The sequence below is a fragment of the Kocuria sp. HSID16901 genome, from assembly GCF_003989425.1.
Classification (GTDB): domain Bacteria; phylum Actinomycetota; class Actinomycetes; order Actinomycetales; family Micrococcaceae; genus Rothia; species Rothia massiliensis.
Window position 1 is genome coordinate 1 of record NZ_RBLM01000012.1, and the last position, 24,613, is coordinate 24,613.

24 protein-coding genes, 1 tRNA gene and 1 other RNA gene are annotated in these 24,613 nt (G+C 61.0%); 13 read left to right on the forward strand and 13 right to left on the reverse strand.

Annotation, left to right across the window (positions count from 1 at the left end):
- The 9 genes from D8M21_RS10960 to D8M21_RS11000 all read right to left on the reverse strand — a co-directional run.
- Positions 1 to 325, reverse strand: a 325-nt coding sequence (locus tag D8M21_RS10960; RefSeq protein WP_202975626.1) for a hypothetical protein, incomplete at its 3' end; no start/stop codon positions are given.
- 19 nt (positions 326 to 344) lie between these two features.
- Complete coding sequence (locus D8M21_RS10965; RefSeq protein ID WP_048678770.1) at positions 345 to 557, reverse strand: hypothetical protein; 213 nt, start codon at positions 555 to 557, stop codon at positions 345 to 347.
- Entirely contained in the window at positions 554 to 784 is a 231-nt protein-coding gene (locus D8M21_RS10970) for a hypothetical protein (RefSeq protein ID WP_126855899.1), read from the reverse strand. Before D8M21_RS10970 ends, D8M21_RS10965 begins: the two co-directional genes overlap by 4 nt.
- A 119-nt stretch (positions 785 to 903) precedes the next feature.
- Entirely contained in the window at positions 904 to 1,098 is a 195-nt protein-coding gene (locus tag D8M21_RS10975) for a hypothetical protein (protein ID WP_126855900.1), read from the reverse strand.
- Complete coding sequence (locus D8M21_RS10980) at positions 1,095 to 2,465, reverse strand: AAA family ATPase (RefSeq protein WP_126855901.1); 1,371 nt, start codon at positions 2,463 to 2,465, stop codon at positions 1,095 to 1,097. The genes D8M21_RS10975 and D8M21_RS10980 overlap by 4 nt, the downstream gene beginning before the upstream one ends.
- Before the next feature lie 109 nt (positions 2,466 to 2,574).
- Complete coding sequence (locus D8M21_RS10985) at positions 2,575 to 2,964, reverse strand: hypothetical protein (RefSeq protein WP_126855902.1); 390 nt, start codon at positions 2,962 to 2,964, stop codon at positions 2,575 to 2,577.
- Positions 2,961 to 3,470, reverse strand: a complete 510-nt coding sequence (locus tag D8M21_RS10990; protein WP_126855903.1) for a hypothetical protein — start codon at positions 3,468 to 3,470, stop codon at positions 2,961 to 2,963. Before D8M21_RS10990 ends, D8M21_RS10985 begins: the two co-directional genes overlap by 4 nt.
- Complete coding sequence (locus D8M21_RS10995) at positions 3,470 to 3,781, reverse strand: hypothetical protein (protein ID WP_048678755.1); 312 nt, start codon at positions 3,779 to 3,781, stop codon at positions 3,470 to 3,472. The genes D8M21_RS10990 and D8M21_RS10995 overlap by 1 nt, the downstream gene beginning before the upstream one ends.
- A 5-nt stretch (positions 3,782 to 3,786) precedes the next feature.
- Positions 3,787 to 4,080, reverse strand: a complete 294-nt coding sequence (locus D8M21_RS11000) for a hypothetical protein (RefSeq protein WP_126855904.1) — start codon at positions 4,078 to 4,080, stop codon at positions 3,787 to 3,789.
- Positions 4,081 to 4,460: 380 nt separating this feature from the next.
- Here D8M21_RS11000 and D8M21_RS11010 point away from each other — a divergent pair, with 380 nt between their 5' ends.
- The gene (locus D8M21_RS11010) at positions 4,461 to 5,111 is read left to right on the forward strand and encodes a helix-turn-helix domain-containing protein (protein ID WP_126855906.1); all 651 of its coding nucleotides are present in this window, start codon (positions 4,461 to 4,463) and stop codon (positions 5,109 to 5,111) included.
- On the forward strand, positions 5,083 to 6,345 hold the full coding sequence (locus D8M21_RS11015; RefSeq protein ID WP_126855907.1) for a tyrosine-type recombinase/integrase: 1,263 nt from the start codon (positions 5,083 to 5,085) through the stop codon (positions 6,343 to 6,345). Before D8M21_RS11010 ends, D8M21_RS11015 begins: the two co-directional genes overlap by 29 nt.
- Before the next feature lie 86 nt (positions 6,346 to 6,431).
- Here the strand turns inward: D8M21_RS11015 and D8M21_RS11020 are convergent.
- A tRNA-Ser gene (locus D8M21_RS11020) sits at positions 6,432 to 6,519 on the reverse strand.
- A gap of 150 nt (positions 6,520 to 6,669) precedes the next feature.
- On the opposite strand from D8M21_RS11020, the gene ffs reads away from it, so the two are divergent.
- The 11 genes from ffs (at position 6,670) to D8M21_RS11075 (ending at position 23,519) form a co-directional block, all read left to right on the forward strand.
- Positions 6,670 to 6,765, forward strand: an RNA gene (gene ffs, locus D8M21_RS11025) — signal recognition particle sRNA small type.
- A 102-nt stretch (positions 6,766 to 6,867) separates the two neighbouring features.
- Positions 6,868 to 9,861 carry a DNA polymerase III subunit gamma and tau gene (locus tag D8M21_RS11030; RefSeq protein WP_053090055.1) on the forward strand — a complete coding sequence of 998 codons (2,994 nt, stop codon included), beginning with the start codon at positions 6,868 to 6,870 and terminating at the stop codon, positions 9,859 to 9,861.
- Positions 9,862 to 9,921: 60 nt separating this feature from the next.
- Positions 9,922 to 10,884, forward strand: coding sequence for a recombination mediator RecR (gene recR, locus D8M21_RS11035; RefSeq protein ID WP_082156924.1), 963 nt, complete (start codon positions 9,922 to 9,924; stop codon positions 10,882 to 10,884).
- A 243-nt stretch (positions 10,885 to 11,127) separates the two neighbouring features.
- Positions 11,128 to 12,429 (forward strand): aspartate kinase, encoded by a 1,302-nt coding sequence (locus D8M21_RS11040; protein ID WP_048683991.1) that lies wholly within the window; start codon positions 11,128 to 11,130, stop codon positions 12,427 to 12,429.
- A 3-nt stretch (positions 12,430 to 12,432) separates the two neighbouring features.
- Positions 12,433 to 13,407, forward strand: coding sequence for a hypothetical protein (locus tag D8M21_RS11045; RefSeq protein ID WP_048683994.1), 975 nt, complete (start codon positions 12,433 to 12,435; stop codon positions 13,405 to 13,407).
- Between the two features lie 175 nt (positions 13,408 to 13,582).
- On the forward strand, positions 13,583 to 14,761 hold the full coding sequence (locus D8M21_RS11050) for a polysaccharide deacetylase family protein (protein WP_048683996.1): 1,179 nt from the start codon (positions 13,583 to 13,585) through the stop codon (positions 14,759 to 14,761).
- A 185-nt stretch (positions 14,762 to 14,946) separates the two neighbouring features.
- On the forward strand, positions 14,947 to 15,198 hold the full coding sequence (purS, locus tag D8M21_RS11055) for a phosphoribosylformylglycinamidine synthase subunit PurS (RefSeq protein WP_048683999.1): 252 nt from the start codon (positions 14,947 to 14,949) through the stop codon (positions 15,196 to 15,198).
- 2 nt (positions 15,199 to 15,200) lie between these two features.
- Complete coding sequence (gene purQ / locus D8M21_RS11060; protein ID WP_085529087.1) at positions 15,201 to 16,010, forward strand: phosphoribosylformylglycinamidine synthase subunit PurQ; 810 nt, start codon at positions 15,201 to 15,203, stop codon at positions 16,008 to 16,010.
- A 34-nt stretch (positions 16,011 to 16,044) separates the two neighbouring features.
- Positions 16,045 to 18,348 carry a phosphoribosylformylglycinamidine synthase subunit PurL gene (gene purL / locus D8M21_RS11065; protein WP_126855908.1) on the forward strand — a complete coding sequence of 768 codons (2,304 nt, stop codon included), beginning with the start codon at positions 16,045 to 16,047 and terminating at the stop codon, positions 18,346 to 18,348.
- Positions 18,349 to 18,600: 252 nt separating this feature from the next.
- Positions 18,601 to 21,078 carry an HAD-IC family P-type ATPase gene (locus tag D8M21_RS11070; RefSeq protein WP_048684008.1) on the forward strand — a complete coding sequence of 826 codons (2,478 nt, stop codon included), beginning with the start codon at positions 18,601 to 18,603 and terminating at the stop codon, positions 21,076 to 21,078.
- A gap of 329 nt (positions 21,079 to 21,407) precedes the next feature.
- Positions 21,408 to 23,519: a glucose PTS transporter subunit IIA gene (locus D8M21_RS11075; RefSeq protein WP_082156925.1), complete on the forward strand. Its 2,112-nt coding sequence runs from the start codon at positions 21,408 to 21,410 to the stop codon at positions 23,517 to 23,519.
- 80 nt (positions 23,520 to 23,599) lie between these two features.
- Here the strand turns inward: D8M21_RS11075 and D8M21_RS11535 are convergent, their stop codons facing one another.
- From D8M21_RS11535 to D8M21_RS11085, 3 genes are all read right to left on the reverse strand, one after another.
- Positions 23,600 to 23,779, reverse strand: a complete 180-nt coding sequence (locus tag D8M21_RS11535) for a hypothetical protein (protein WP_238651392.1) — start codon at positions 23,777 to 23,779, stop codon at positions 23,600 to 23,602.
- Positions 23,780 to 24,058 (reverse strand): acyl-CoA thioesterase, encoded by a 279-nt coding sequence (locus D8M21_RS11540; RefSeq protein WP_238651399.1) that lies wholly within the window; start codon positions 24,056 to 24,058, stop codon positions 23,780 to 23,782. It abuts the gene before it with no gap.
- A gap of 84 nt (positions 24,059 to 24,142) precedes the next feature.
- On the reverse strand, positions 24,143 to 24,613 hold a 471-nt coding region (locus D8M21_RS11085), incomplete at its 5' end, for an LGFP repeat-containing protein (RefSeq protein WP_048684013.1).

The following is a 24,613-nucleotide window of genomic DNA, read 5'->3' on the forward strand; positions in this document are numbered from 1 at the left end:
TTTCGTCGCGCACGGATTCCAGGCTCATCCCGGACAACCAGATCGCGGCGGGTTTGACGATCCCTGCTTCTGCGGCCAGGCGTTCAACCTCGGTGGTTTGTAGAGTTTCCACGCGGGCGTTGGCAGCTTCTAGGGCGGCTTCGGTCTCTCGGAGTTTCAGCCGGTATTTCTTAGCCTCAGCGGCTGCCTTGTTGCCGGTCTCTTCCCGTTCGGACTGTTCGTCTTGGACGGTGCCCACCGGCTCCTGGGGGTTGTGTGTTGGCGGGGTCATCTGCTGGTCTTCGGTTGGTTGTTCGATGGTCTGGTCGGTCGTGTTTTTGCTCATGAGTCTGTCTCCTGTGGGGTTATTCGGTAATGGTGGGGTCGTCGAGTTCAGCTTGGGTCCAGCCCAGAGCTTCGGGGGTAGTGAGGAACACGGCTTCCTGTGTTGCGCCGGGAAGGATGGTGTAGACCTGTCCGTCGCTGCTGTGGATCGGTACGTCACGTTCTTTCGCTGTGACCGGCTGGTCGGCGAGGGAGAGTATTTTCAGGGCAGTTTCTTTATTGGGCCGGTTCATTTGGTGCCTTCCGTGGTGGGGGTGTCCATGTGGGTTAGGAGAGCGTTGCGCTCTTTGGTCAGTGAGGTGACTTCGGTGAGTAGTTGCCGGATGATGCGGCCACAATCGGAGCCGGGTACGTGCCCGTCATCGGCGCAAGCACATCGTGGAGGTGACGTATTGGTGACGGGGGTCTGTGGGGTGCGATTTTCGTTGCGTTCGCCTTGGTCGACGATTTCATCTGCCACGCTAAATACCTTTCGTTGGGGTATGAATGCTTTGAATTGTGAGTTGTTGAATATTCCGACTCCGGTCTGGACGGAGCCGTCTTTATTCCGCCATTTGTAGGGGCGGACTCTGATATGACTCATGCCGAGTTCCTTTCGTGAGTTTCGAGAAGGTCGATCATCTTGTCGGCGTAGGTCGCAACCTCGTCGTAGGGGATGAAGCATTGGATGTATTGACCGCGCATGATGACCACACCTCGAGTAGCCTCTTCGCGGGGGTTCCAGGTGTAGTCACGGACTCGTATTCGTGTGTCTTTCTCCCGTTCGTGTCTCACGCGGCGTCTCCGTTCTGGTCTTGGTCCCATTGCTGTTTCATGGTGGCGTAGCGTTGGGAGATTTCTTCGTGGTGGGCGCACTGGTCCGAACCGTCCATGACGGGGACCTCGCACTCGATCCGGCGGCACTGTTGGCCGTTCGAAGGTGGCACCGATTTACTCGAAGGTGGCGAAGATGGCACATCCTGAGCGCGTGACACCTTCGCGCCACCTTGGGCACTGGTCTTCGAAGGTGGCGGGGCACCGTATGTGCTGACACCTTCGCCACCTTCGCCACCTTGGGCGCTTTCGGTGCCACCTTCGGGGTCGATCTGCCATACCCATCCGGCACCAAAGGCCGACTTCGCAGATAGGATTCTCGGATTCTTTGACCTTCGCCGTGCATCCTTGATCTCATTGGTGGAGAACCCTTCGGCAAGACCCGCCTTGATCACCGCCCCGGCCTTCGCTTCCTGCGCTTCGGTATTGACCAGGAAGTCATAGACAAACTGTTGGGCCGCGTTGCGGTCCTCCTGGTCCTCGACGTCCACAGAGTCACGGTTGATCAGTTCCCCGACCGTGACCTCTGAGGCGCCGAGGAAACGAACCTTCCCGACGTTCGTCAACCCGTCCTCAGTGGGCACATCAACCGACTCGAGAGTGAACTTCCACGAACCGCGCCCGGTGCCATAGTTGTTCTTGTCCTGCGTCAGAATCCGCTCCCCAGTCTCCAGATCGGAAGCGAACGCCAGGTAGGAGCGGGTGAGGTCTCGCCACGCATGAGAACCGGACAGTTTCGCCCCGACGTTGCCCGCGCCCTTGCCGAAGTGATTGATCAGGATAATCGCCAGATCATGCTCTTGAGCCAAGGCCATCAGTGGGCCGTAGGACCGGCGGACGTCTTGGACTTTGTTCATGTCCCCGTCCATGAGGTTCGGGGCCGGGTCGATAATGATCAACCTGGCCCCGGTCTCGATCACGGCCTGCCGTAACAAGGCGATATCCAACGGGAACAGCAATTCCCGCTCATTGGTGAACGTCTCGGTGATCGTCGCGGCCTGGACTTGAGCGACCCTCTCGAGGTCGGCACCGGCGGCGGTGAGTCTGGGGACCATGACTGTGGGCCAGTCGTCCTCGGGACCAAAAATGATCACAGTCTCTTTGTGCCCGTGCAGGTCACCGGATAGTTCACCTTGGGTCAGTTGCGCGGCCAGGTCTAGGGCGAAGGTGGATTTACCTTCCCCGCCGATACCGGCCATGATCGTGCCCGTACCCAAGGGGATCACACCTTGGCCTTCGTGCGCCCAAAGCCAGCGTTGCCGGTGTGGGGCGATCATGTGGGCGTAAGTGATACGCAGTTCGGTGCGTGCTTCATCGTGTGTGTTCAACAGCTTTTAGTCCTTCCCGTGATGGGGGATGCAGTGAAAAAGGGTGTGTGGTGCCAGACCGACGACGGTTTAGAGGTGTCGCCGGTCTGGCATCTAATAGAGGTGTGGCCTAGGCGGCCTGCGCGATGATCTCCGGGACCCGGTAATACGTACCCGGCTTCAACGTGGGCCAGGGGCCGGTGGTGTCCCACTCGGGATTCGCTTTCGGTACCCACGTCCCGGTGAGAGTTTCCGGTCGAGGGCCGTGGAGTCTGCGCCGGTCCCATTGGGGTTGCTCCCACGGGTACGTGGGGGCCGCTCCAAGGGCTGTGGCGAACGATTCCGCCCGGTGCCGAGCGTCAGCCTCCAGGGCCTCATGTAAGGCCTGTTTACCTTCGGCTTGCCCTATGACGGTCCCGGTCAGATACGCACTGTTGACCTCCGTAACAGGGCTGGTAGCGCACGTGTTCGCGTGAACCAACACAGCCTCCGGGACGCTGGCGAGATAGTTCACGCTCACTGGCCCACCTGCTCCACATCAGCCCGGTGGCTCGCCGCCTCAGCGAAGAACTCGTTAATCTTGACCACGAACTCGGACAGTTCCTCAAAGGTCATCGGATTATTCTTCTGGTTCGTCTCGATGACGTACCGCAACTCGTCGTAGTCGTGCGGGTCGTACATGGCTTCGCAGAACAACTCCGGTGTGTTCACACGGTGGGCGTACCAGTAGCCCTCGTCCCCGTCGATCCCATCGTGCTGGTAGTAGGCAGGCAATACGGAGGGCCGCACCAGATGTGCCGGGTGCTGGGCCTTGAATTCTTGGACTTTCGCGACAACCTGGTCGAATTCGTCGCTAGTCATGTCGTGGTAGCCTTCGATCTCGTAGACCACGTGCTCGGGGCCGGGGCGTTGATCGGGGTGCTCGGTGACAGCATCCATGCACACGTATTGGTTGCGGGGACCATGCCACACGCACGAGGGTGTGCCGTCGATGTCGGTGTCTTGGATCAGTTCGATGATGCGCATTACGCGGCCACCTCCGAGATATCGCCGTTGGACCCGAAGATGACATCTGCGCTCCAACGATCAGCAAAGACGGCGAGTTCGTCGGCGATTTCGATCATGTCGTGATGGTTCAGGTCGGGAAAAACAACGTCGGTGCTGTATTCGACTCGTAGTGGTAGTCCTTGGCCGGGGTCGAAGATGTGCACGGTGGCGATACCGTTGGGGCTTGACGGGCCGGTGTAAATATCGGTGGGCTTGCCCGTGGAGGGGTCCATCTGCCGGGTGAAAATCGCCGGGATGGCCGGGTTGCGGGGACTGGTACTGTTGTTCATATGAATTACTCCTTGCTGAGTGATTGAACTAGCGCCTTTTGCATCGACGATCTTGGCGGGTCTTGCGATGCGGAAGGCGCTTTTTTCATGCCCGGATCGGTCCGAGCCTTGGTAAGGGCTTGTTGGTAGAGAACTCGGTCGGTGGCCTCGTCTGCTACCGGGTCCGAGTGGAGGGGCTTTCCCTCCGCCTGGTGGAACTTGAACCATTTCGATAACTCCTTCGCTTGAGTTCTGGTCAGTGGATATCCGGCCTCGGCGGTGTCGATCATGATCTGGTCGACCAGTTCGGCGAGGCCCATTCGTCTGGTGATGTGCGTTGCGCGCTCCCGTCATTCGGTTCGTGACGCTTACGCGGCGGTCTCAACGATTTCGCCGGTGAGCATCCGCAAGAACGGAATGCGGAGGATCATCACACGCCGCCCGATTTTGATTCCGGGGATAGTTCCGTCTTCGATGCCTCTATAAATGGTTCTGCGGTCTAGAGGCACTAACCCAAGTACGTCATTCACGGGAACGACTGCTCTAGCATCTGCCGTTAACTCGTCCAGCGTCATTCGACACCTCTCTCAAGTTGATAAATAAAATGGTCCATCTGAGACCCTGTTGAGACAAGGTTAACCCCTTGTGTCTAGATAATCAAGTGGGTAGGAAAAATTTTCAAGCTGATAAAGTTAGGAGCATGGCATCCGAGAAATTTGCACCAGGCCCCACAGGACGGACAGTTGCCCACAACGTCCGTCGACTACGAGACGCACAAGGCTTAACCATCTCGGCCCTCTCCAAACGTCTATGCGATAGCAAGATGACGGCCACTTCATTGACCAGACTGGAAGAAGGCCGCCGCAGGATCGACGTGGACGATCTAATGTCTCTTGCCGCCGCGCTGAACGTCCTTCCCATCACCTTGCTTCTTCCCGAGTGGCCGGGCGATTTTCAGGCCACGGAGAATGACAACGCCGATGTAACTGCTTTCGGCAATCAGCCCGTAGGAGCGCTTTGGCTGTGGGCACTCGCATGGACAGACCTACGCACCGATCGTATCGACTCCGTATTCTGGCGCGAGGTTCTTCCCCCCGCGGTTGCAGAAGCATTCGAACTCAAGAAGCAGAACGAGCAGAGTCGGAAGGACTTCGGTACAGAACTTGAAAAGACCGTTGGCACCTATAAATCAGTTGTGAGCGGCTACGAGAAAATGATTGAGGATCAGCTCAAGACGAACGAGGACCTTCGCCTGCAGCTTGAAAATATGACCGCCCTCTACGAGCACATGGGAGCAGCGTTCGCGGCGCAAAACGCTCAACATGAACGAGACCACGATGCCAAGGGCTAAGGCGAAGCGCCGCTACGGTGGTGGGTCCGTCACCTCGTACAAATACAAGGTCAAAGCCAAAAACGGGCGCGGCACCAGAACCGAAACGCGTTGGCGCTACCAACTCCGTGTGCCCGTCGATGGAGAGCATCCAGACGGGAAGACAAAGCTCGAAGGAAAGTCCGGTTACAAGACCGCCAATGAAGCACAGAATGGCCTCGATAAAGCCGTAAAACGCCTCTCCGAACAGCAACCCGTCAAAGCCAGGAAAGCAACTCTCGGCGAGTTTTCCGGCGAATGGATTAACGGTTTACGCCTCGCCCCTTCAACAATCGCCGGGTACCGAAAAATTCTTCGCAATCATGTTGTGCCGCAACTCGGGCAGATTGACCTGGCGAACCTCACTGCGACCAGGATCAACCGGCACTACACCGAACTGTTAGACCACGGGCGCGCCGACGCTTACGCTGACGGTCGGGGCCTCTCCCCCAATACCGTCAATAAGGTTCACAACGTCCTAAGCGCGATCCTCGACGCCGCCCTCGATGACGGGTACATCACGGTGAACCCGGCCCGTAAATCGACCGTGAAGCCGCCCAAGGCCAAAGAGATACGCGCCGCGCAATCCGAGGTCACCACCTGGACCGCGACCGAGTTGCGGGACTTCCTCACATGGGATCGCGACGACTTCCAGGACGACCTCTACACACTGTGGCTTGTGATTTCTAAAACGGGTATGCGCCGTTCAGAAGCTCTCGCGCTCCGCTGGCAAGACTTCGACCACATCAACAGTCGCATAGCTGTCAGACGTGCCGCTGACACTGCTACAGCGCGGCAAGTGAAGAACACTAAGACAGGTTCATCGCGGGTAGTTGATCTCCCCCACGACGTCGTGGCCGCCCTGAAGTCGTGGAAGACACTACGCGCCCGGATCAGCTTCGAGTTCGGTAAGGCCGGGGCGTACATCTTCGGGAATCTCGACGGCGAGTTGCGTTCTCCGAATGAGGTTGGTCGGCGTTGGCGATACCGAGTGAAGGCCGCACAAGAATCAATGCCAGACCTACCGACCGTCACTCTCAAGGGACTACGGCATACACACGCGACGTTGCTGTTACAGGCCGGGGTCCAGCCAAAAGTAGTCCAGGAACGTCTAGGGCACTCCACGATCGCGATCACGATGAACATTTACAGTCACGTGATGCCGTCGATGCAACGCGACGCGGTGGACCGGCTGTCCGCGATCATGGGTGACTAGGGACAGTTTGTTGCAAGGATTGTTGCAAACGGACATAAGAAAAGGCCCCTGAGCCGGTGTTTCCACTGGTCAGGGGCCTTTCCTGTTGGCGGAGGATGGGGGATTTGAACCCCCGAGGGCGTGAACCCAACACGCGTTCCAGGCGTGCGCCATAGGCCGCTAGGCGAATCCTCCAGGCGTTGCTCGGTCTTACTAGACCTCACGAAAGCGAACGGATACGAGCTTACACATGCGCCAGAGGCCCTGACAACTTGTGGGATCGAAAGGTGTCACACGCCACGGGATTCTCGGTGTGACAGCACTCGTCGCCTGGGCTAAACTATCGGAAGCCCCTCGCGTGGCGTCATCTTAGAAAATCCCCCAGGACCGGAAGGTAGCAAGGGTATTTAGGCTCTGACGGGTGCGCGAGGGGTCTTATTCGTTAAAGACTCGGATCCGTATGTGGCGAGAATTCAGGGCGCTGCATCCACAGACTGGAAGACGCTTCTTAAAGTGTCAGTCGGAACCAGTAGGGTTTCATATGTGAGCACAGCCCTGTATCGCCGTTACCGCCCCGAGACGTTTGACGACGTCATCGGGCAAGAACACGTGACCGCGCCCCTCATGACCGCGCTTCAAAAGAACCGCGTCAACCACGCCTATCTTTTTTCAGGCCCCCGCGGGTGCGGTAAAACCACCTCCGCACGAATCCTGGCCCGCTGTCTCAATTGTGTGCAGGGCCCCACGGCTCACCCTTGCGGTGTGTGCCAGTCATGCCAAGACCTCGCTCGCGACGGCGCAGGCTCCCTCGACGTCATCGAGATGGACGCAGCGTCCCACGGCGGTGTGGACCACGCCCGCGATCTCCGAGAACGCGCGACCTTCGCCCCCGTGCGCGACCGCTACAAGATTTTCATTATCGACGAGGCCCACATGGTCACGAGGGAAGGCTTCAATGCCCTCCTGAAAATCGTCGAAGAGCCCCCGGAACACATCAAATTCATCTTTGCGACCACCGAGCCCAATAAGGTGCTCGGAACCATCCGCTCCAGAACGCATCACTACCCCTTCCGTTTGGTCGCCCCGGAGGTTCTCCGCGGATACCTCACGGAACTGTGCGCCAAAGAAGATGTGCAGATCGAGCAGGGCGTTTTGCCTCTTGTGGTGCGCGCCGGTGGCGGCTCCGTGCGAGATTCTCTATCCGTTCTGGACCAGCTGATGGCAGGTGCCGATGACGACGGCATCACCTACGATCTTGCCGTGGCACTCCTCGGCTTCACCCACGCGGAGTTGCTCGACGGCGTCGTCGACGCATTCGCCGCAGGCGACTCCCCCGCCGTATTTCATGCCGTGGATCGAGTGATCCAGACAGGGCAAGATCCCCGACGCTTCGTGGAAGACCTTCTCGAACGCTTCCGAGATCTCATTATCATCAAGGCCGTACCCGACTCTGCCGGCCAAATTCTGCACGGTATGCCCGAGGACCAGATTGACCGGATGCGTGCGCAAGCCACCCAGCTTGGCTCTTCGGAACTGTCACGAGCGGCCGACATTTCCAATACCGCCCTCACGGACATGACCGGCGCCACGAGCCCACAGCTTCACCTCGAGTTGCTGTGCGCCCGAATTCTCCTACCCACCGCAGACGACTCCTCACGCGGCGTCAACGCCCGCGTGGACCGATTGGAACGGCGCGTCAACATGGGCGAAGTCGGTGCCGTGCCGGCCCCGTTACACAACGACCCAGCCGCCGTCACCACCCCAGAAACCCCTGCCGAGCATCTTGCTTCCCAGCGTGAGGACGCCCCGTCCACCCAGGAACCCGCTGGGAAGAAAGCCGCCTTGTCGATGGCTCGTGGTAACCGGGAGACCTCGAACCCACAGAGCACTGAATCGGCCGAGCCGCAGGCCTCGCCCGCCGCTCCGGTTGCTCCATCGGAGAACCAACCCGAGCCCGCCGTTTCACGCTCTGCTACGCCCGAACCGGTCCAGGCCGAACCCAACACGACGCCGTCGGACGGCAACGATCAGGTGACCATGATCGAGCGCTCGTGGGCAGACATCATCACCTCCGTCGGGAAATACTCCAAGGTCGGGCAAGCGACCTTCCGGGAATGTCGGCCCACGCGCTTCCAGGCCGGAACCCTGTACGTCAATTCGACGGGACCGGGAATCCAGTCGCGCGTGGAACGTTTCGCCTCGGCACTCTCCAGCGCGCTCAAGGACACGCTGGGGATCGACTGCCGCGTTGCACTGGACGACGGCCCCAGCGGCGGCCCGGACGGTGGCACCGTAGACCCATCAGATCCGGCACCGAACCGCCCCACACAACAGCTGCCGCGCCGCCAAACCGTCGCTTCCGCCAATGCCGATGGTGAGGACTGGCCCACCGACGCTGCCTGGAACCAGGCCGCGCAGCAAGCGCAGTCAGTTTCTGCGCCCGCGCCTCAGAACCGAGAGCGCCCGGCTTCCACGGCGGAAGAATCGGCGACTATTCCCGAAGGACCCCGAGGCGGTGAAAGTGCCTGGCAACAGCACGGAACGCCTCGCACCGAAGAACCGCAAAACCCCCAATGGTCGGACGACGAATCGGGCGAGTCCTTCAGCGGTTGGCAGGTCGCCCAGATCCCCTCTGACGACCCGTCCACTGAATCGACCACGAGCCATGCCGCGCCAGACACTGCAGCCCCCGAAAGCTCGGCATCTTCTCCGGCGAAGGAGAACGCTCACGGCCATCTCCGAGTCATCTCCGACGACACGGCTACGGCCCCCTCTCGTGGAAACGACTCCACCGTCGATCCCGCAGGTGGCGAGGCGACCGAGGCCGACACCGCATCTTCCGAGACACCGGCCCAAGAAAATGGCCAGGAGGTCCCTGCCCAACCCGAGACATCCGAACCGGCACATGACTGGTCGATGGCGGCCCGCAGTGCGGGCGCTCCCGGCAAGGCCGTCGATGGTCGCACGTGCGGTTGGAGATACTCAGGCCCCGAGTCTGAAGAAGGCGCCAGCGAGCATCCCTCCAAGTGGGGCCAAAGAACACCGCATCTCACAGAAGTCGGCGGCACCTCTACCCGAACGGATGACGCCCCGGTCTCAGAGCCATCCCCACGCCGCACGGACAAGTCCGAACGCCACCTACACGCGGTTCACAGCAATGAACAGGGCGATGGCGCCCCTGGGCCCGATTCCTCGGTTGAGGAAAGTAACGCACCCGAGAATTCGGTGTCGGCCGATCCCTCAAGAACGCAAGAATCCTCCGGCGTCGAGGCGTCAAAGCTTTCGTTCCGCGAAAGGCACGCGGCCGCCATCGCCGCCGGGTCCACGCAAGATCCCGAGCAGCAGATGGTTCGTGGACGTCACGGTGACGTTCCCGTCGACCCGAATGCTCCCGAGCCGCCCGAGGACGACTGGGAGAATTTCGAGCCATCCTCACAAGACGAAGACGTCGAGGATTCCGCAGTATTCGGTCAAGCCGCCATTGAGACCATTCTCGGAGGGCGAGTCTTGGAAGAACGACCGCATCATCGGGGCTGATCCCCACAGACGACGAACAATCCGGCGGACCCATCCGATCCGCCGCAGAAGCGAGGATTCATGTATCAAGGAGCCGTTCAGGACCTGATCGATGAGTTGGGGCGACTACCCGGCGTCGGGCCCAAATCCGCACAACGCATCGCGTTCTACATCCTCAACTCGCCCGCCGACGAAATGGCGCAGCTGGCCTCGGCTATTACGACGGTCAAAACCAAAGTCTCCTTCTGTGAGATTTGTGGGAATATCTCGGAAACGCCGAAGTGCTCCATCTGCCGAGACGCACGGCGCGACGGATCGCTGATATGCGTCGTCGAAGAGCCCAAGGATGTTTCCGCCATCGAACGCACGGGGAGCTTCTCCGGTCGATACCACGTACTGGGCGGATCGATTAACCCGATGCAGGGCATCGGCCCGGACCGTTTGCGTATCCGGGAACTTGTGACGCGACTGGCCGACGAGGAGATCCAAGAAATCATCCTCGCCATGGACCCCAACCTCGAAGGCGAGGCAACCGCCACATACCTCTCGCGCATGCTGACCCCCATCGGCATCACGGTCTCCCGGCTAGCCTCGGGGCTTCCGGTCGGTGGCGACCTCGAATACGCCGATGAAATAACCCTCGGAAGGGCCCTCGAGGGACGTCGGATCCTCACGGCCGGGCAGCGGCAAGCCCAGCAAAGCTCACCGCCGGATCCCCAGCCCGCCGACACGACCGCAGACGAGCGGGACGCACCGGAAACATCTGCCGAAGAATCCCTCGCACCTTCCGCTTCTCCCGAGGGCGAGGATTCATCCACAGGTAGTCACCACAACCATGACGCCGATGACACCAGCGAACCGGAGGCTTCCGACTCGGACGTCACCCAATCCAGGGATGACGGCCAGCGGCCCTCGGACCAGAACGCCCCGACTGCGCAAGAATCGAGCACCGGAATCCTCGAGGCGCCCGAGGAACCGACGGTGCCCCGTCGATACCCCACCCCGCGTCGTGGCGAGAAGTTTGCCAACCCTTGGGCCGAGTAAGCGTCGTCATGTCCCGGGGAAACATTGAGTGCAACCGTTCAAAGGTGACTTGAGTCCCAACTGTGACGCGGTAAAGGCCCGCACCGCGTCTTGTCGTGTCACATAGTGGGATTGCGTTCACGTATGAGCGTAATGATCACTGACCGACTAATCTGAGGTTCGATTCTCAAACCGTGCCTCACGGTGACGAGTAGCTCCAGACCATCGGGAGCCCACCAGAGACCAGTTCCGCAAGGGAGACCCATGAGCCTCATCGTTCAGAAATTCGGCGGTTCGTCCGTTTCGGACGCCGAGGGTGTCAAACGAGTCGCCCGTCGTATTGTCGAGGCCAAAAACCAAGGGCACGACGTCGTCGTGGTGGTTTCCGCCATGGGCGACACGACCGACGAACTCTTGGACCTCGCCGCCGAGGTCAATAACGGCGCGCAAGCCAGCCGCGAGCTCGACATGCTCCTCACCGCGGGCGAACGCATTTCCATGTCCGTTTTGGCCATCGCGATCCACGGGCTGGGCGCCACCGCACAATCATTCACGGGATCCCAGGCCGGAATCATCACCGACGGCGTGCACGGGAGCGCCCGTCTCGTCGAGGTTCACCCCGATCGCATCCGCGAATCCTTGGACGCGGGGAATATCGCCATCGTCGCCGGATTCCAAGGAATGAATCGGCAAACCCGTGACATCACCACGCTGGGACGAGGCGGTTCAGACACCACGGCTGTTGCCCTCGCCTCGGCACTCGGCGCAGACTTCTGCGAAATCTATTCCGACGTGGACGGCGTCTTTACCGCAGACCCACGCATCGTGAACACGGCCCACAAACTCAATGAGGTCTCCAGCGAAGAGATGCTCGAAATGGCTGCCAATGGTGCCAAAATCCTGCACCTGCGTTGCGTGGAATACGCTCGCCGCTTCAAGATAAAATTGCACGTCCGGTCGTCATTCAGTGACCTCGAAGGAACGTGGGTCATCCCCAATTCCACCGATGCCGATGCCGACGGGCACGACCTGACGAAGGAGATCCCCTTGGAACAGCCCCTCATCTCCGGTGTGGCTCACGACCGGACCCAAGCCAAGATCACCGTGGTCGACGTCCCCGACGTGCCCGGCTACGCTTCAAAGATCTTCGGTTCGCTCAACGACGCCCAGATCAACCTGGACATGATCGTGCAAAACGTCTCCACTCGCTCGGAGGCCCGCACCGACATCTCCTTCACCCTCCCGCAGGACCAGGGCGATGAAGCGCTCAAGGTCCTTGAGAAGGTCCAAGACGACATTGGCTTTGCCTCCATCGAATACAACGACGCGATCGGAAAGCTGTCCCTCGTCGGTGCCGGTATGAAATCCAACCCCGGCGTTTCCTTCCAGTTCTTCGACGCGCTCTCCAAGGCCGGGGTCAACATCGACATGATCTCGACCTCCGAGATTCGCATCTCCGTGATCACCCGTGCCGACCTCCTCGATCAGGCCGTGCGCGCCGTCCACACCGCATTCAACCTCGACTCGGAAACCGAAGCTACGGTTTACGGAGGCACCGGGCGCTGACCTATGGCCCTATACGACGCCGCTGGCCCCACCTCCGTCGCGCCCGTCGCTTTGGCGGGTGCCCAGTGGCGTCCCCTCGCGGTTGAACACCGCGAACGGGCGGCGATCTATACGGAGCCCTTCCTGGAGCGGCGTCATCACGGTCGCAAGCACCCGGTAGAAGATTTCCTCTTCACGTACTACACGCTGAAGCCAGGTCAGCTCGCGCGCTGGCACCCCGGGCCTGGTGTCATCCTGCTCGACGCCGACGACAGGGCCGACTGGAAATTCTACCGTCGGCCCACTGAGAGCGAACTTCAGGCTGCGGGGCTTTCGGCCGATGACGCCGCACATCAACGCCACCACGCGGTGATCGCGGACCTTGACGCGTTCCACCATGCACGCTCGTCCGCCATCGATTTCACGCGAGACCTCCTCACGCGCACCTCGGCCAAACCCGGCAACTTCGGGTGCTTCGGGATGCACGAATGGGCGATGGCTTACCGCTCGGAAGAACAAGACATCCGCCACGAGTATTTGGAGCTCCGGCTAGGCGCTGAGGGGACGGACGAGGTCGTCGAATCGCACCGGATCCATTGCACGCATTTTGATGCTTTCCGCTTTTTCCAACCGCAGGCCAGGCCACTCAACGACATTCAGCCAACCCGCGAGGACCAGCGCTACCTGGAACAGCCGGGATGCCTCCACGCCAATATGGACATCTATAAATGGGCGTACAAGCTGCTTCCCATCGTGGACTCGGACCTCCTCATGGACAGTTTCGAATTGTCGTGGCAGATTCGCGAGATGGATATGCGCGCGGCACCTTACGATCTCTTGGCGTGGGGTTACGAACCGATCCAGATCGAGACGGCGCACGGCAAGAAGCAGTATGTGTCGATGCAACGCGAATTTGCGGCCCGTTCCGTTGGTCTCCGCGAACGACTCCTGGAGAGGATCCACCAGGCCGAGACTCTCCGCGAGGGCAAACAAGCCTAGCCACCCAGAGGGAAAATGGAAGCGGGCGCAAGGCAAAATACCACGCCATAAGACGGACCAAAAAACCTTAAAATTTTCCCCAGCAATATTTGCGCACATCCCCAAATATCACTCAGCTTATGAAAATCTGGAGTGGCCATGGAGGAAACCGAATATCGTTAGGAAGTAATTTCCGGTGTCCATCTCTCGTCGTGCAACCATCCTCTCCGCCTCAGGTTTTGCTGGGGCATTTCTTCTCAGCGCATGCGGCCAGACGGGAGGCGGCGATACGGGCAAATCCTCGGCGTCGCCCTCCTCCGCTGCGGCCTCGTCCTCAGCCTCCCCCAGCCCTTCCCAGAAGCTAGTGACCTGGCCAGACAACGCGGCGGTATCCCACCTGTTCTTCCATTCCTTGGTGGCCGATCCCAAGCGGGCCTTCGATGGTGACGAGGACGCCAACGGCTACCTCGATTACATGGTCACGATCAAAGAGTTCAAGAGCATCCTCCAACAGACATACGACCGTGGATACATTCTTGTCAGCCCCCATCAGCTCTATACGGCGTCTCCAGACGGTGCCGTCACACCCAAGAAGCTCGATATTCCGGAGGGCAAGAAGCCCCTGGTCATCTCCTTTGACGACCTGTCCTACTACGAATACATGAACGGTGACGGATTCGCGGACCGGTTGACCGTCAAGGACGGCAAGGTCGTCAACGAATATCACGATGCTTCCGGGAAAAAGCTCACCGGAGCGTACGATCATCTGCCCATCGTGGATGAATTCCTCGAAGAGCACCCCGATTTCTCCCACGACGGCGCCAAGGGCGTCATCGCAATGACCGGATACAACGGCGTTCTCGGATACCGCACGTCGGATTACTCGTATAAGGACAGCAATAAGAACCTGGCCGAAGACAAGAAAAAGGCGAAGGACGTTGCTGACGCCATCAAGGCCAGCGGTTGGGAGTTTGCGAGCCACTCCTGGGGCCACATCAATTTCACGACGTCGCCCCTGGAACAGATTCGCGAAGACAACGAAAAATGGCAACGAGAAGTGGCACCCCTCATTGGGGCAACCGATTTGCTCATTTATCCGTTCGGCGCGGATATCGCCAAAGTCGAAGACTATTCCGGTCCAAAATTCGATTACCTCAAATCGCAGGGCTTCAATGCTTACTTCAACGTGGATGCTTCCACCCCGGCCTGGGGACAGTTGCGTCCGAACTACCTGCGCGAAGCTCGCATCAACGTCGATGGCATCTCGCTGAAACATGCGATCGAAGGTAAGCCATCACCTCTGCCGGACTTTTTCGATCCGAAATCCGTGTTGGATCCTGCTCGACCCAAATCAATCTCGGGGTCCGGTTCTTAATAACCCCACCGTCATCGGTTATCCACAGCTGAACCTTCGCGGCTACGACGAGCCTCAACAACGGCTAAACTGATGTAGCAAGCTCGCGGAGCGTCTTGGTACTTCGTGTCCGACGTGAGACGGCACCGGTGCCCGCGCGCCCAATTACACCAACCGCGTACCCAACCCGCGTACAGGAGCGACGGATGCCCCGGATCATTGTTGACGTCATGCCCAAGCCAGAAATTCTCGACCCGCAGGGCAAGGCCATCGCCCGCGAACTGCCGCATATCGGCATCAGCGGATTCACGGAAGTCAGGCAGGGGAAAAGGTTCGAGCTGACGGTCGAAGGCGACGTGACACAGCGTCATCTCGACGAAGCCCGCAAGGCCGGCGAGGAAATCCTCTCGAACCCCGTCATCGAAGACGTCGTCAACGTCTCCGTCGCGGAGGACTAATCATGACTCAGTCCCTCTCCGCCACCGAAGTTCCCCTGATCGCGGATTTCTCCGCAAACAACCCCGACGAGCGCCTCGCGGATGTTCGGGTCGGCGTCGTCACTTTCCCGGGCACCCTGGATGACCGCGACGCCGCCCGCGCTGTGCGACTCGCCGGGGGAACTCCCGTTCCGCTCTGGTACAAAGACACCGATCTCCTCAACGTCGACGCCGTCGTCGTCCCCGGCGGGTTTTCGTATGGCGACTACCTGCGCGCCGGCGCCATCGCTGCCAAAGCCCCGCTCATGGCCAAGGTTTACGACGCCGCGACGGCTTCGGGCACGTCAGGGTCCTCGCCGCTTCCCGTACTCGGCATCTGCAACGGTTTCCAGATCCTCACAGAAATGCATCTCTTGCCGGGTTCCATGATCAAGAACGATCACCTGACCTTCATTTGCCGAGATCAGCGGCTGCGGGTCGAGACCACCCAGACACCCTGGACGGCCGACTTGGAGCGGGGCGGCGAGATCGTCGTGCCGCTGAAAAACCAAGACGGTCAGTACGTCGCCGATGATGCGACCCTTCGAGCCCTCGAGGAAGAGAACCGTGTGGCTTTCCGGTACGTCGGGGGCAACCCGAACGGTTCCCGCCAAGACATTGCCGGTGTCACCAATGAGCGCGGCAACGTCGTCGGGCTCATGCCTCACCCGGAGCACGCTGTCGAACCCGGGTTCGGCCCCTCCGCTTCGGGATCGGGCGACGTCGCCATGAGATACGGCACCGACGGCCTCAGCATCTTCACGTCCCTGATCCGCCAGATCGCCGCCGCCTGATCTTTCGATCCGACCCCAAGGATTTTCACGCATCATGAATGACCAGCAGTTCAATCTGGACACCGTCGAGCACGCCGCCTCCACACCGGACACGGACCTCCCCTGGGCCGAGCTCGGCCTCAAAGACAACGAATTTGAAGACATCAAGAAGATCCTCGGGCGCCGCCCCACGGCCGCCGAGTTGGCGATGTACTCGGTGATGTGGTCCGAGCACTGTTCCTACAAATCTTCCAAGGTTCATCTGAAACAGTTCGGCGCCAAAGTCACCGAGGAGATGAAGAAAGACCTGATGGTGGGCATCGGCGAAAACGCCGGTGTGACGGATATCGGCAACGGTTGGGCCGTGACCTTCAAAATCGAGTCCCACAACCATCCCTCGTATGTGGAGCCATATCAGGGTGCTGCAACCGGCGTCGGCGGCATCGTTCGCGACATCATCTCGATGGGCGCCCGCCCGGTGGCCGTGATGGACCCGCTGCGTTTTGGTGCCATCGACCACCCGGACACGCAGCGCGTCGTCCACGGTGTCGTTGCGGGCGTGGGCGGATACGGCAATTCCCTGGGCCTGCCGAATATTGGCGGTGAGGTGGAGTTTGACCCCTGCTACCAGGCAAATCCGTTGGTCAATGCCTTGGCCGTGGGCGTCATGCGACACGAGGACATCCGCCTCGCCAACGCGTCCGGCGTTGGTAATCAGGTCATTCTCTTCGGCGCGCGCACCGGCGGAGACGGCATCGGCGGGGCCTCGGTGTTGGCCTCCGAATCCTTCGATGACGCCAAGCCCTCCAAGCGTCCAGCGGTTCAGGTGGGTGACCCCTTCGCCGAAAAAGTGCTCATCGAATGCTGCCTCGAACTCTTCAAGGGGTCGGTCGTCGAAGGGATCCAGGACCTCGGCGCCGCTGGGATTTCGTGTGCCACCTCGGAGCTGGCTTCCAATGGTGAGGGCGGGATGCACGTTGACCTCACCAAGGTTCTGTTGCGGGATAGCACCCTGACCCCGGGCGAAATCCTGATGTCCGAGTCTCAGGAACGCATGATGGCCGTGGTGACCCCGGAAAACATGGCCCGATTCGAAGAAATCATGGCCAAGTGGGACGTCGAATATTCCGTCCTCGGCGAGGTCACCGACTCCGGTCGGCTCGTCATCGAATGGAACGGCGAGGTGATCGTTGACGTTGATCCACGCACCGTCGCCCATGAAGGCCCCACCTACGAACGCCCCTACAAGCGCCCTTCCTGGCAGGACACCACGCAGGCGGACCGGTTCACCGGGTCGGCCGCGGATGTGGACCGTCCGGCCGGCGCGGAGCTCGGGCAGGCGGTGCTCGATCTCATGTCCACGCCCAACTTGTGTTCCAAGGAATGGGTCACGAATCAATACGACCGTTACGTCCAAGGCAATACCGCGCTTTCCCAGCCCGACGACGCCGGCGTGATCCGTGTCGATGAGGAATCCGGCCTCGGGGTCGCCCTCTCGACGGATGCCAACCCCCGGTACGCCTATCTTGATCCGTACGAAGGTGCCCGAGCCTCCCTCGCGGAGTCTTACCGAAACGTTTCGACCTCCGGTGCGCGCCCGGTTGCGGTTTCCGACTGCCTCAACTTCGGTTCCCCCGAGGACCCCGAGGTCATGTGGCAGTTTGCGGAGGCCGTACGCGGCTTGGCCGACGGTTGTATGGAACTCGGCGTACCGGTCACGGGCGGCAACGTGTCCCTGTACAACCAAACGGGTGGTCGCGCCATCAATCCCACCCCGGTGGTGGCGATGATGGGCGTTCTCGACGACGTCGGCCGGCGGACGCCTTCTGGATGGGCTTCCACCGAGGACGGCAACGCCATCTACCTGTTGGGAACCACCGCGGATGAGCTCGACGGATCCGAATGGGCGCGGATGAAGGGCCACTTGGGTGGCCTCCCTCCCAAGGTGGATTTGGCTCAAGAGAAGCTCCTGGGCGACATCCTCGTGAACATGTCGCGCGACGGCATGATCGATGCCGCACATGACCTTTCCCAAGGTGGCCTCGCGGCGGCCCTCGCAGACTCTTGCCTCCGCTTCGGCGTCGGCGCCCGCATCGGACTGGGCGAGGTCGCCGAGCGTGACGGCGTCGACGAATTCACCCTGCTGTTCTCCGAATCGCAGGGCCGGGCCATTTGTTCGGTGCCTCGGACGGAAGAGGTGCGGTTCAAGGACATGTGCACCGCCCGTGGTTACGCCTTCGCTCGGATCGGCGTCGTGGACGCCGTCAACGACGCCTTGGATCTCCAGGGCATCGCGAGCATCGGCCTCGAGGAACTACGCGAGGCCTGGTCCGGTACCTTGCCTCGGCACTTCGGCTAGAGCATCAATCCGCCTGACCCTTGCGGTGGCCCTCCACGTCGCGACGGCCACCGCAAGGGCAGCACCCCGAGTCCTCTCCGAGCATGTCTTCTCACAGATTCCGACGACGCCGGAGATCCGCCCACGTCATGGGCCATTCACCATGAGTCGCACGGCACTGTTGGTCTCCAAATACTCCACCCCTCTCTACCCCGTCTGCCGGGCCGGCCCCCGTAAGCTGGAAGTTGTAAGCCGCAACCCCCGAGGAGAACGATGCCCGCTGCCCGGCCCCAGGATGCGACGCTCGAGCTTTCGCGAGATGACGCCCAACTAGCTCGCACAGGTCTCACCTCGGATGAGGTCGCGTCGAGAACGGCACGCGGGCTGACGAACCACCAGCCGAACACCACCTCACGTAGCGTTTGGGCCATCGTCAGAACCCACCTCTTTACCCTCTTCAACCTCACGCTGGGGGCTTGTGCCGCGGTCATCATCGTCCTCGGCCGCTGGCTCGACCTCCTCTTCTCCCTCGCGGCTTTGGCCAACATCGTGATCGGCTTCGTCCAGGAATTTTCCGCAAAACGTCAACTGGACAAGATCGCCCTGCTGCGTCAAGACCCCGCACGGCTCCTCCGCGACGGCGAGATTGTTCAGGTCAAGCTCGAAGAGATCGTCTTGGACGACGTCCTCCTACTCTCTCGTGGCGATCAGGTCCCCGCGGATGCCGTGGTCTTGACCGCGGACGGGCTCGACCTCGACGAATCCCTTCTGACCGGGGAAAACGACCCCGTCGTCAAGCAGCCCGGTGACAAGGTCTTCTCCGCGGCGTCCGTGGTGGGGGGATCCGGGCGCGTGCGCGTGACTGCCGTCGGCGAGCGCTCCCACGCCTCCCGATTGGCCAAGGAAGCTCGGCAATTCGCCCCCATCAATTCAGAATTACGGGCCGCGACCGAGCGGGTGGTCACATGGATTTCTATCGGGCTGATCCCCATCATCGCGATCGTCCTGAATGGTCAGATGCAAGCAGTCGGTGGTTGGCATCATGCCTTCGAAACCGGAGAGTGGCGCGATGCTCTCGTGGTCGCCGTCTCCTCGGTGGCGTCCATGGTGCCCCAGGGGCTCGCGCTCATGACGACGATCTCCTTCGCGGTGGCCGCTGTGAAGTTGGCCCGAGCCGAGGTTCTGATCCAGGAGCAGCCGGCCGTGGAAGTCCTGGCTCGGGTGGATACCGTCTGCTTCGACAAAACGGGAACCCTCACTGAAGGCGGCGTGACCTTTGATCAGGTTCATCCGCTGGCTGGTGGCAACGAACTCACCGAGTCCGCACGGGAGGCCCTCGCTCACTTCGGGCACGATCCTCACGCCAACCCCACCGCAGCGGCTCTCGCCCCCGCGTTTGAGACCACGGCAGGCGTCGAGCCCAGCGGGCGCCTCGCCTTTTCGTCAGCGAACCGTTTTTCTGGCCTCGAATTCGCCTCGTCCGGGGCTTGGCTCCTCGGAGCTCCTGAAGTCCTACTCGATCAGGGCCCCGCTTTGGACCGGGCGTTAGAGCTCGCGAGCCAGGGTATGCGCACCATGGTGTTGGCTTCCGCGGATGCCTTGATCCGCGACGACGACGAACGGCCCGTCCAGAAACTCCCCGACCGGTGGGAAGCCGTCGCCCTCTTGACCTTCCGCGAGCAGGTCCGTTCTGATGCCGCCGAGACGCTGGCCTATTTCACCGAACAAGGCATCGACCTCAAAGTGTTCTCTGGGGATAACCCGGCCACGGTCGCCGCTGCGGCGCGTTTGGCCGGCATGGACCTTCAGAACGACGCCGTCGACGCCTCCGCACTCCCCGAAGACGGCGATGAACTCACCGAAGCCGCTCTCAACCACCACGTCTTTGGCCGGGTCTCTCCACACCAGAAGAAGAACATGGTCACCGGCTTGCAAGAGCGGGGACGAGTGGTCGCCATGACGGGCGACGGCATTAATGACGCTTTGGCCCTCAAGCACGCCGACCTCGGCATCGCGATGGGCAACGCTGCCCCTGCCACCAAGGCCGTATCCCGTTTGGTGCTCCTCGACGGCAAGTTTTCGCGCCTCCCGTCGGTACTCGCCGAGGGCCGAAAGATTATTGCCAATATCGAGCGAGTCACCAACCTCTTCCTGACGAAAACGACCTTCGCAATCATGATGGGGCTGGCCCTGGGCCTGTTGGCGTGGACGTTCCCGTTCCTGCCCCGCCAGTACTCGACCGCCGACCTGCTGATGATCGGTGGCCCCTCGTTCGTGCTCACGATGTTGCCCAATAATCGGCGCTACGTCGGGGGGTTCCTGCGGCGGTCGTTGCACTTTGCGGTGCCCAGCGCCGTCGTCGTGACCCTCTGCGTCGTGGGGATCAATTACTACGCCAAATTCTTGGCTCCTGATGGCATGCCGCCGACCCGAGACGTTCAGACCGCCAACTTCATCGTGTTGGTCCTGGTAGGCCTCTGGATTCTCTGCGTCGGGTCGCGCCCGCTCTCGGCGGCCCGCTGGACGCTCCTGCTGGGAATGTACATGGCCTTGGTGCTGGTCCTACTGATCCCCATCTCCCTGACGTATCACCAGTTCACGCTCCCCGGCCCTCAGCTACTTGCGGCGGCGCTCATCATCGCCGCCGTCGGGAGCGTACTCATCGAGATCAATTTCTGGGTCCACCGCCGGTGGATGCGTCATCACCAGCCCGTGGCCTTCCGAGCTGGGGTGGCCTCTGGGGAGGTCTAGTCCGAACCGCACGTTATAACAAAGCCGGCTCCCTTCAAACCTGGTCTGACAAGTACCGTTGCGCAGGTTATAACGTGCGAGTAGTATCTTCAGCGGTTCGGCAATCAGCGCCGGACCTTCAGGGTTGTTACTGACACAGCAGGCAAGACCTGAGTCGCGCCATCGGCATCGGCCGATGGTTTCATCGCGCACCTGGAGCGGCACGTTCGCCCGGAACCCGCGTAGGTAGGCACCTTCTTCGAGCGTCCTCCCGATGAAACCTCGCGACTCGGGTCTTTTTTTGTGTCCAATTCCGGCTCGCGGGCCGGAGGATTCAACGAGGAGTCATCGTGGATTATCAAAAGACGGCACGGTCCGTCTTGGCGGGCCTGGGTGGGGCGGACAACGTCGCCTACTTCACGCACTGCGCAACGCGCCTTCGGGTCACGCTCAACGACAAGAGCAAGGTCGAGAAGTCTGCCATCGAAAAAACGGACGGCGTCTTGTCCGTGATTGAGCAGTCGGGCCAAACCCAGGTGGTCATTGGCAACGAGGTCGCTAACGTCTATGACGAAATGTCCGCACTGCCCGGAATGGCGAAAGACGAAGGACAGGGTGGCTCGAGCGCCGCGCAAAGCACCAAAGGCTCCAAGGGCGGCGTCATCACGCGCATGTTCGACGTCCTCTCCGACTCGTTCCGCCCGGTCCTGTGGGCCCTCCTCGGCTCCTCGATGATCCTCACCTTGATCGTGCTGCTGCAGCAGCTCGGAGTCTTCGGCCAATACACAAACTTCGCTGGCCAGGTGGTCAACGTCGACCTCGTCAACGGGCCCAAACTGGGTGACGACGCCGCCAATTCCGCGATGCTCAACGATTGGCGCGCCCAATTCCCGTTCTGGTTCATCCTTCTCGGAGCGGCCCTGTCCGTTCTGAACTTCATGCCCATTTTCATCGGTGCGACCGCGGCCAAACGCCTCGGCGCGAACATGTGGGTTGGTGCGGCCATTCCGGCGGCCCTCATGACGGATGCTTTCCGAGGCTTGGCCACCATGGCCGACGGCGCCGACCACATCACGCTGTTCCACATCGGCGAATGGGGCGTGCCGCTCTACCTGTTCAACTACACGGGTCAGGTATTCCCGCCGCTCTTCGCCGTGGCTGTGTTGGCTCCGCTTGAGCGACTCCTCAAGAAGATCATCCCGAACATGCTCCACATGGTCTTCGTCCCGATGATCTCGATCTTGATCATGGTTCCCCTGACCGCTCTGGTCATCGGCCCGATCGGCGTCAACCTCGGTTTGGGCATCTCCAACGTCTTCCAGTGGCTCAACGGCATTAACCCCGCAATCGTGGGCGTCGTCGTCGCCGGCGCGTACCTCTTCATGGTCCCGCTGGGCCTGCACTGGCCGTTGAACGCGGTCATGATCTCCAACCTCTCGACCCTCGGATACGACTTCATCCAGTCCCCGATGGCCGCCTACAACTTCGCCGTCTTCGGCGTGGTCACCGGTGTGGCGATCCGCGCGGCCAAGGATAAGGAACTCCGCCAGGTGGCAACCGGTGCCGCTATTTCAGGCCTCCTGGGCGGCATTTCTGAGCCCTCGCTCTACGGTGTGGTTCTGCGGTTTAAGCGAGTCTTCCCGCTGATCCTCGTGCCCGCGATGATCGCCGGTGGGCTGATTTCCTCCCTCGGCGTGAAGTCCTACGCGTTCGCGTTCACCTCTCTGCTGTCCATCCCCGCGATGCAGCCCGTGCCGCTCTTCGCAATTGGTTTGGCCGTCGCGTATTTCGGCGGCATGGCCGGCGTCATCATTTTTGGGTTCCGGTCCAAGGCTCAGCGCGAGGAAGATCTGGCCAAGCAGACCGTCCCCGCGGACGAGGTTCCCACCGAGGAGAAGACCCAGGCCGGACTCGCACAGTCCGAACCGGCAAGAACTCCCCAACACTCGGCCGCGCACGGAGCGGCCCCCGCTGGGGCAGCCGCGGCGACGGCCACGTTGACCGGCGAGGTGACCGTGGGATTGCCGTTGGAAGGAACCGTCGTTCCGCTCTCCGAGGTCCCCGACCCGATCTTCGCCGGCGGCAAGCTCGGTCAGGGTGTCGCGGTACGCCCCACGGCCGAAACCGTCGTCGCCCCAGAAGGTGGAACGGTCATCGCGACGCCGTCCTCCGGGCATGCCTTGGGTCTGCGCCTCGATTCCGGCGTCGAGTTGCTCATTCATGTGGGAATCGACACCGTGAACCTGCAAGGCCGCGGCTTCACCGCGGAGGTCTCCAAAGGTGACGTGGTCCAGGCCGGCCAGAAGCTGCTGACCTTTGATCGTTCCGTGATCGACGAGGCGGGCTACGACTCCATCACGCCCGTACTCGTGACCAACACGTCGAAGTATCAGAGCGTCACCGCCACCGGATCCGGCCCGCTGTCCCTCGGCGATCCCGTGATCACCGTCGTGCCCCGGTAGGCTCAGCGCACGACGACGGCCCGGCACTTCCCGCGTGGAGGTGCCGGGCCGTCGTCATTTCCTGAAGATCCGGGAGCGGGCTATGCTTCCCCGGTCGCCTCATCGAGCAAGCGCCGTTGACTGGCGGAGACACGGACGATGCGCCCCTCGGGTGCGTTGTAAAAAGCCAGCACCGTGAAGGCGTCCACGCATCGCTGACCGGTTTCCCCGTCGAAGATTCGGTACTGGACCGAAATGCTTGCGGCGGTAATCTTATCCACCTATACCTCGACCCGCGCAGGAGTCCTGCGGTACGGGAGCGGCGCCCGATACTTGACGTGGTTCTCGGCGATCAGGGCCTGAGTGCCCTCGGGCAGATGGGTAAACAGAGGGATGGGGGCATCGACTCCCTCGGTCCCGGGTGCCGCCGGCGGCGGACCAAAAACGGCGATGCGTGCCTCTTCCATGATGCGTACGACGTGAACGTTATTGACGTGGTGGTACGCGTCCATGTCTCCCCAACGCAGGGGAATTTCCACGGTGACTTTGCGAGAACTCATATATCAAGACTAGTCAGGCCTCTACGAATGCGGGACGCCCACCGTCACAACGTTGGGCGTCCCGCGGGATGGAATGGCGAGGGGCTAGCTCGCCTTCGTCAAGGTTTTCCCGTTGGAGAAGGTTTGCGTGTACTGCCCGCCCACGGCCTTGCGGTCCGTCGTGGGATAGCCGTAGCCCCGCTCGTAGCCGGCGCTCATCCATTCCTTGCCGATCTCGCCCCAGGTATAAACGGCGTGCGTCCCGGTGCCGATGGGAGTCCAATACACCGTGTACCCGTTGGAATAGGTCTGAAAGCAACCGCCGTTCACGAGCCCACACACTTCCTCGGTCAGAGGGTACCCGTAGGTCCGTTCAAAACCGGCGTTCATCCATTTCTCCCCAATGGCACCACGGGTGTTCACGGTATGAGCCCCATTGCTATTCGGCGTCCAATACACCGTCTGACCATTCGAAAAAGCCTGGAAACAACCGCCACCGATCAAACCACACTGCTCATCATTCACCGGATACCCATAACCCCGCTCATAACCAGCCTGAATCCACTTCTGACCAAT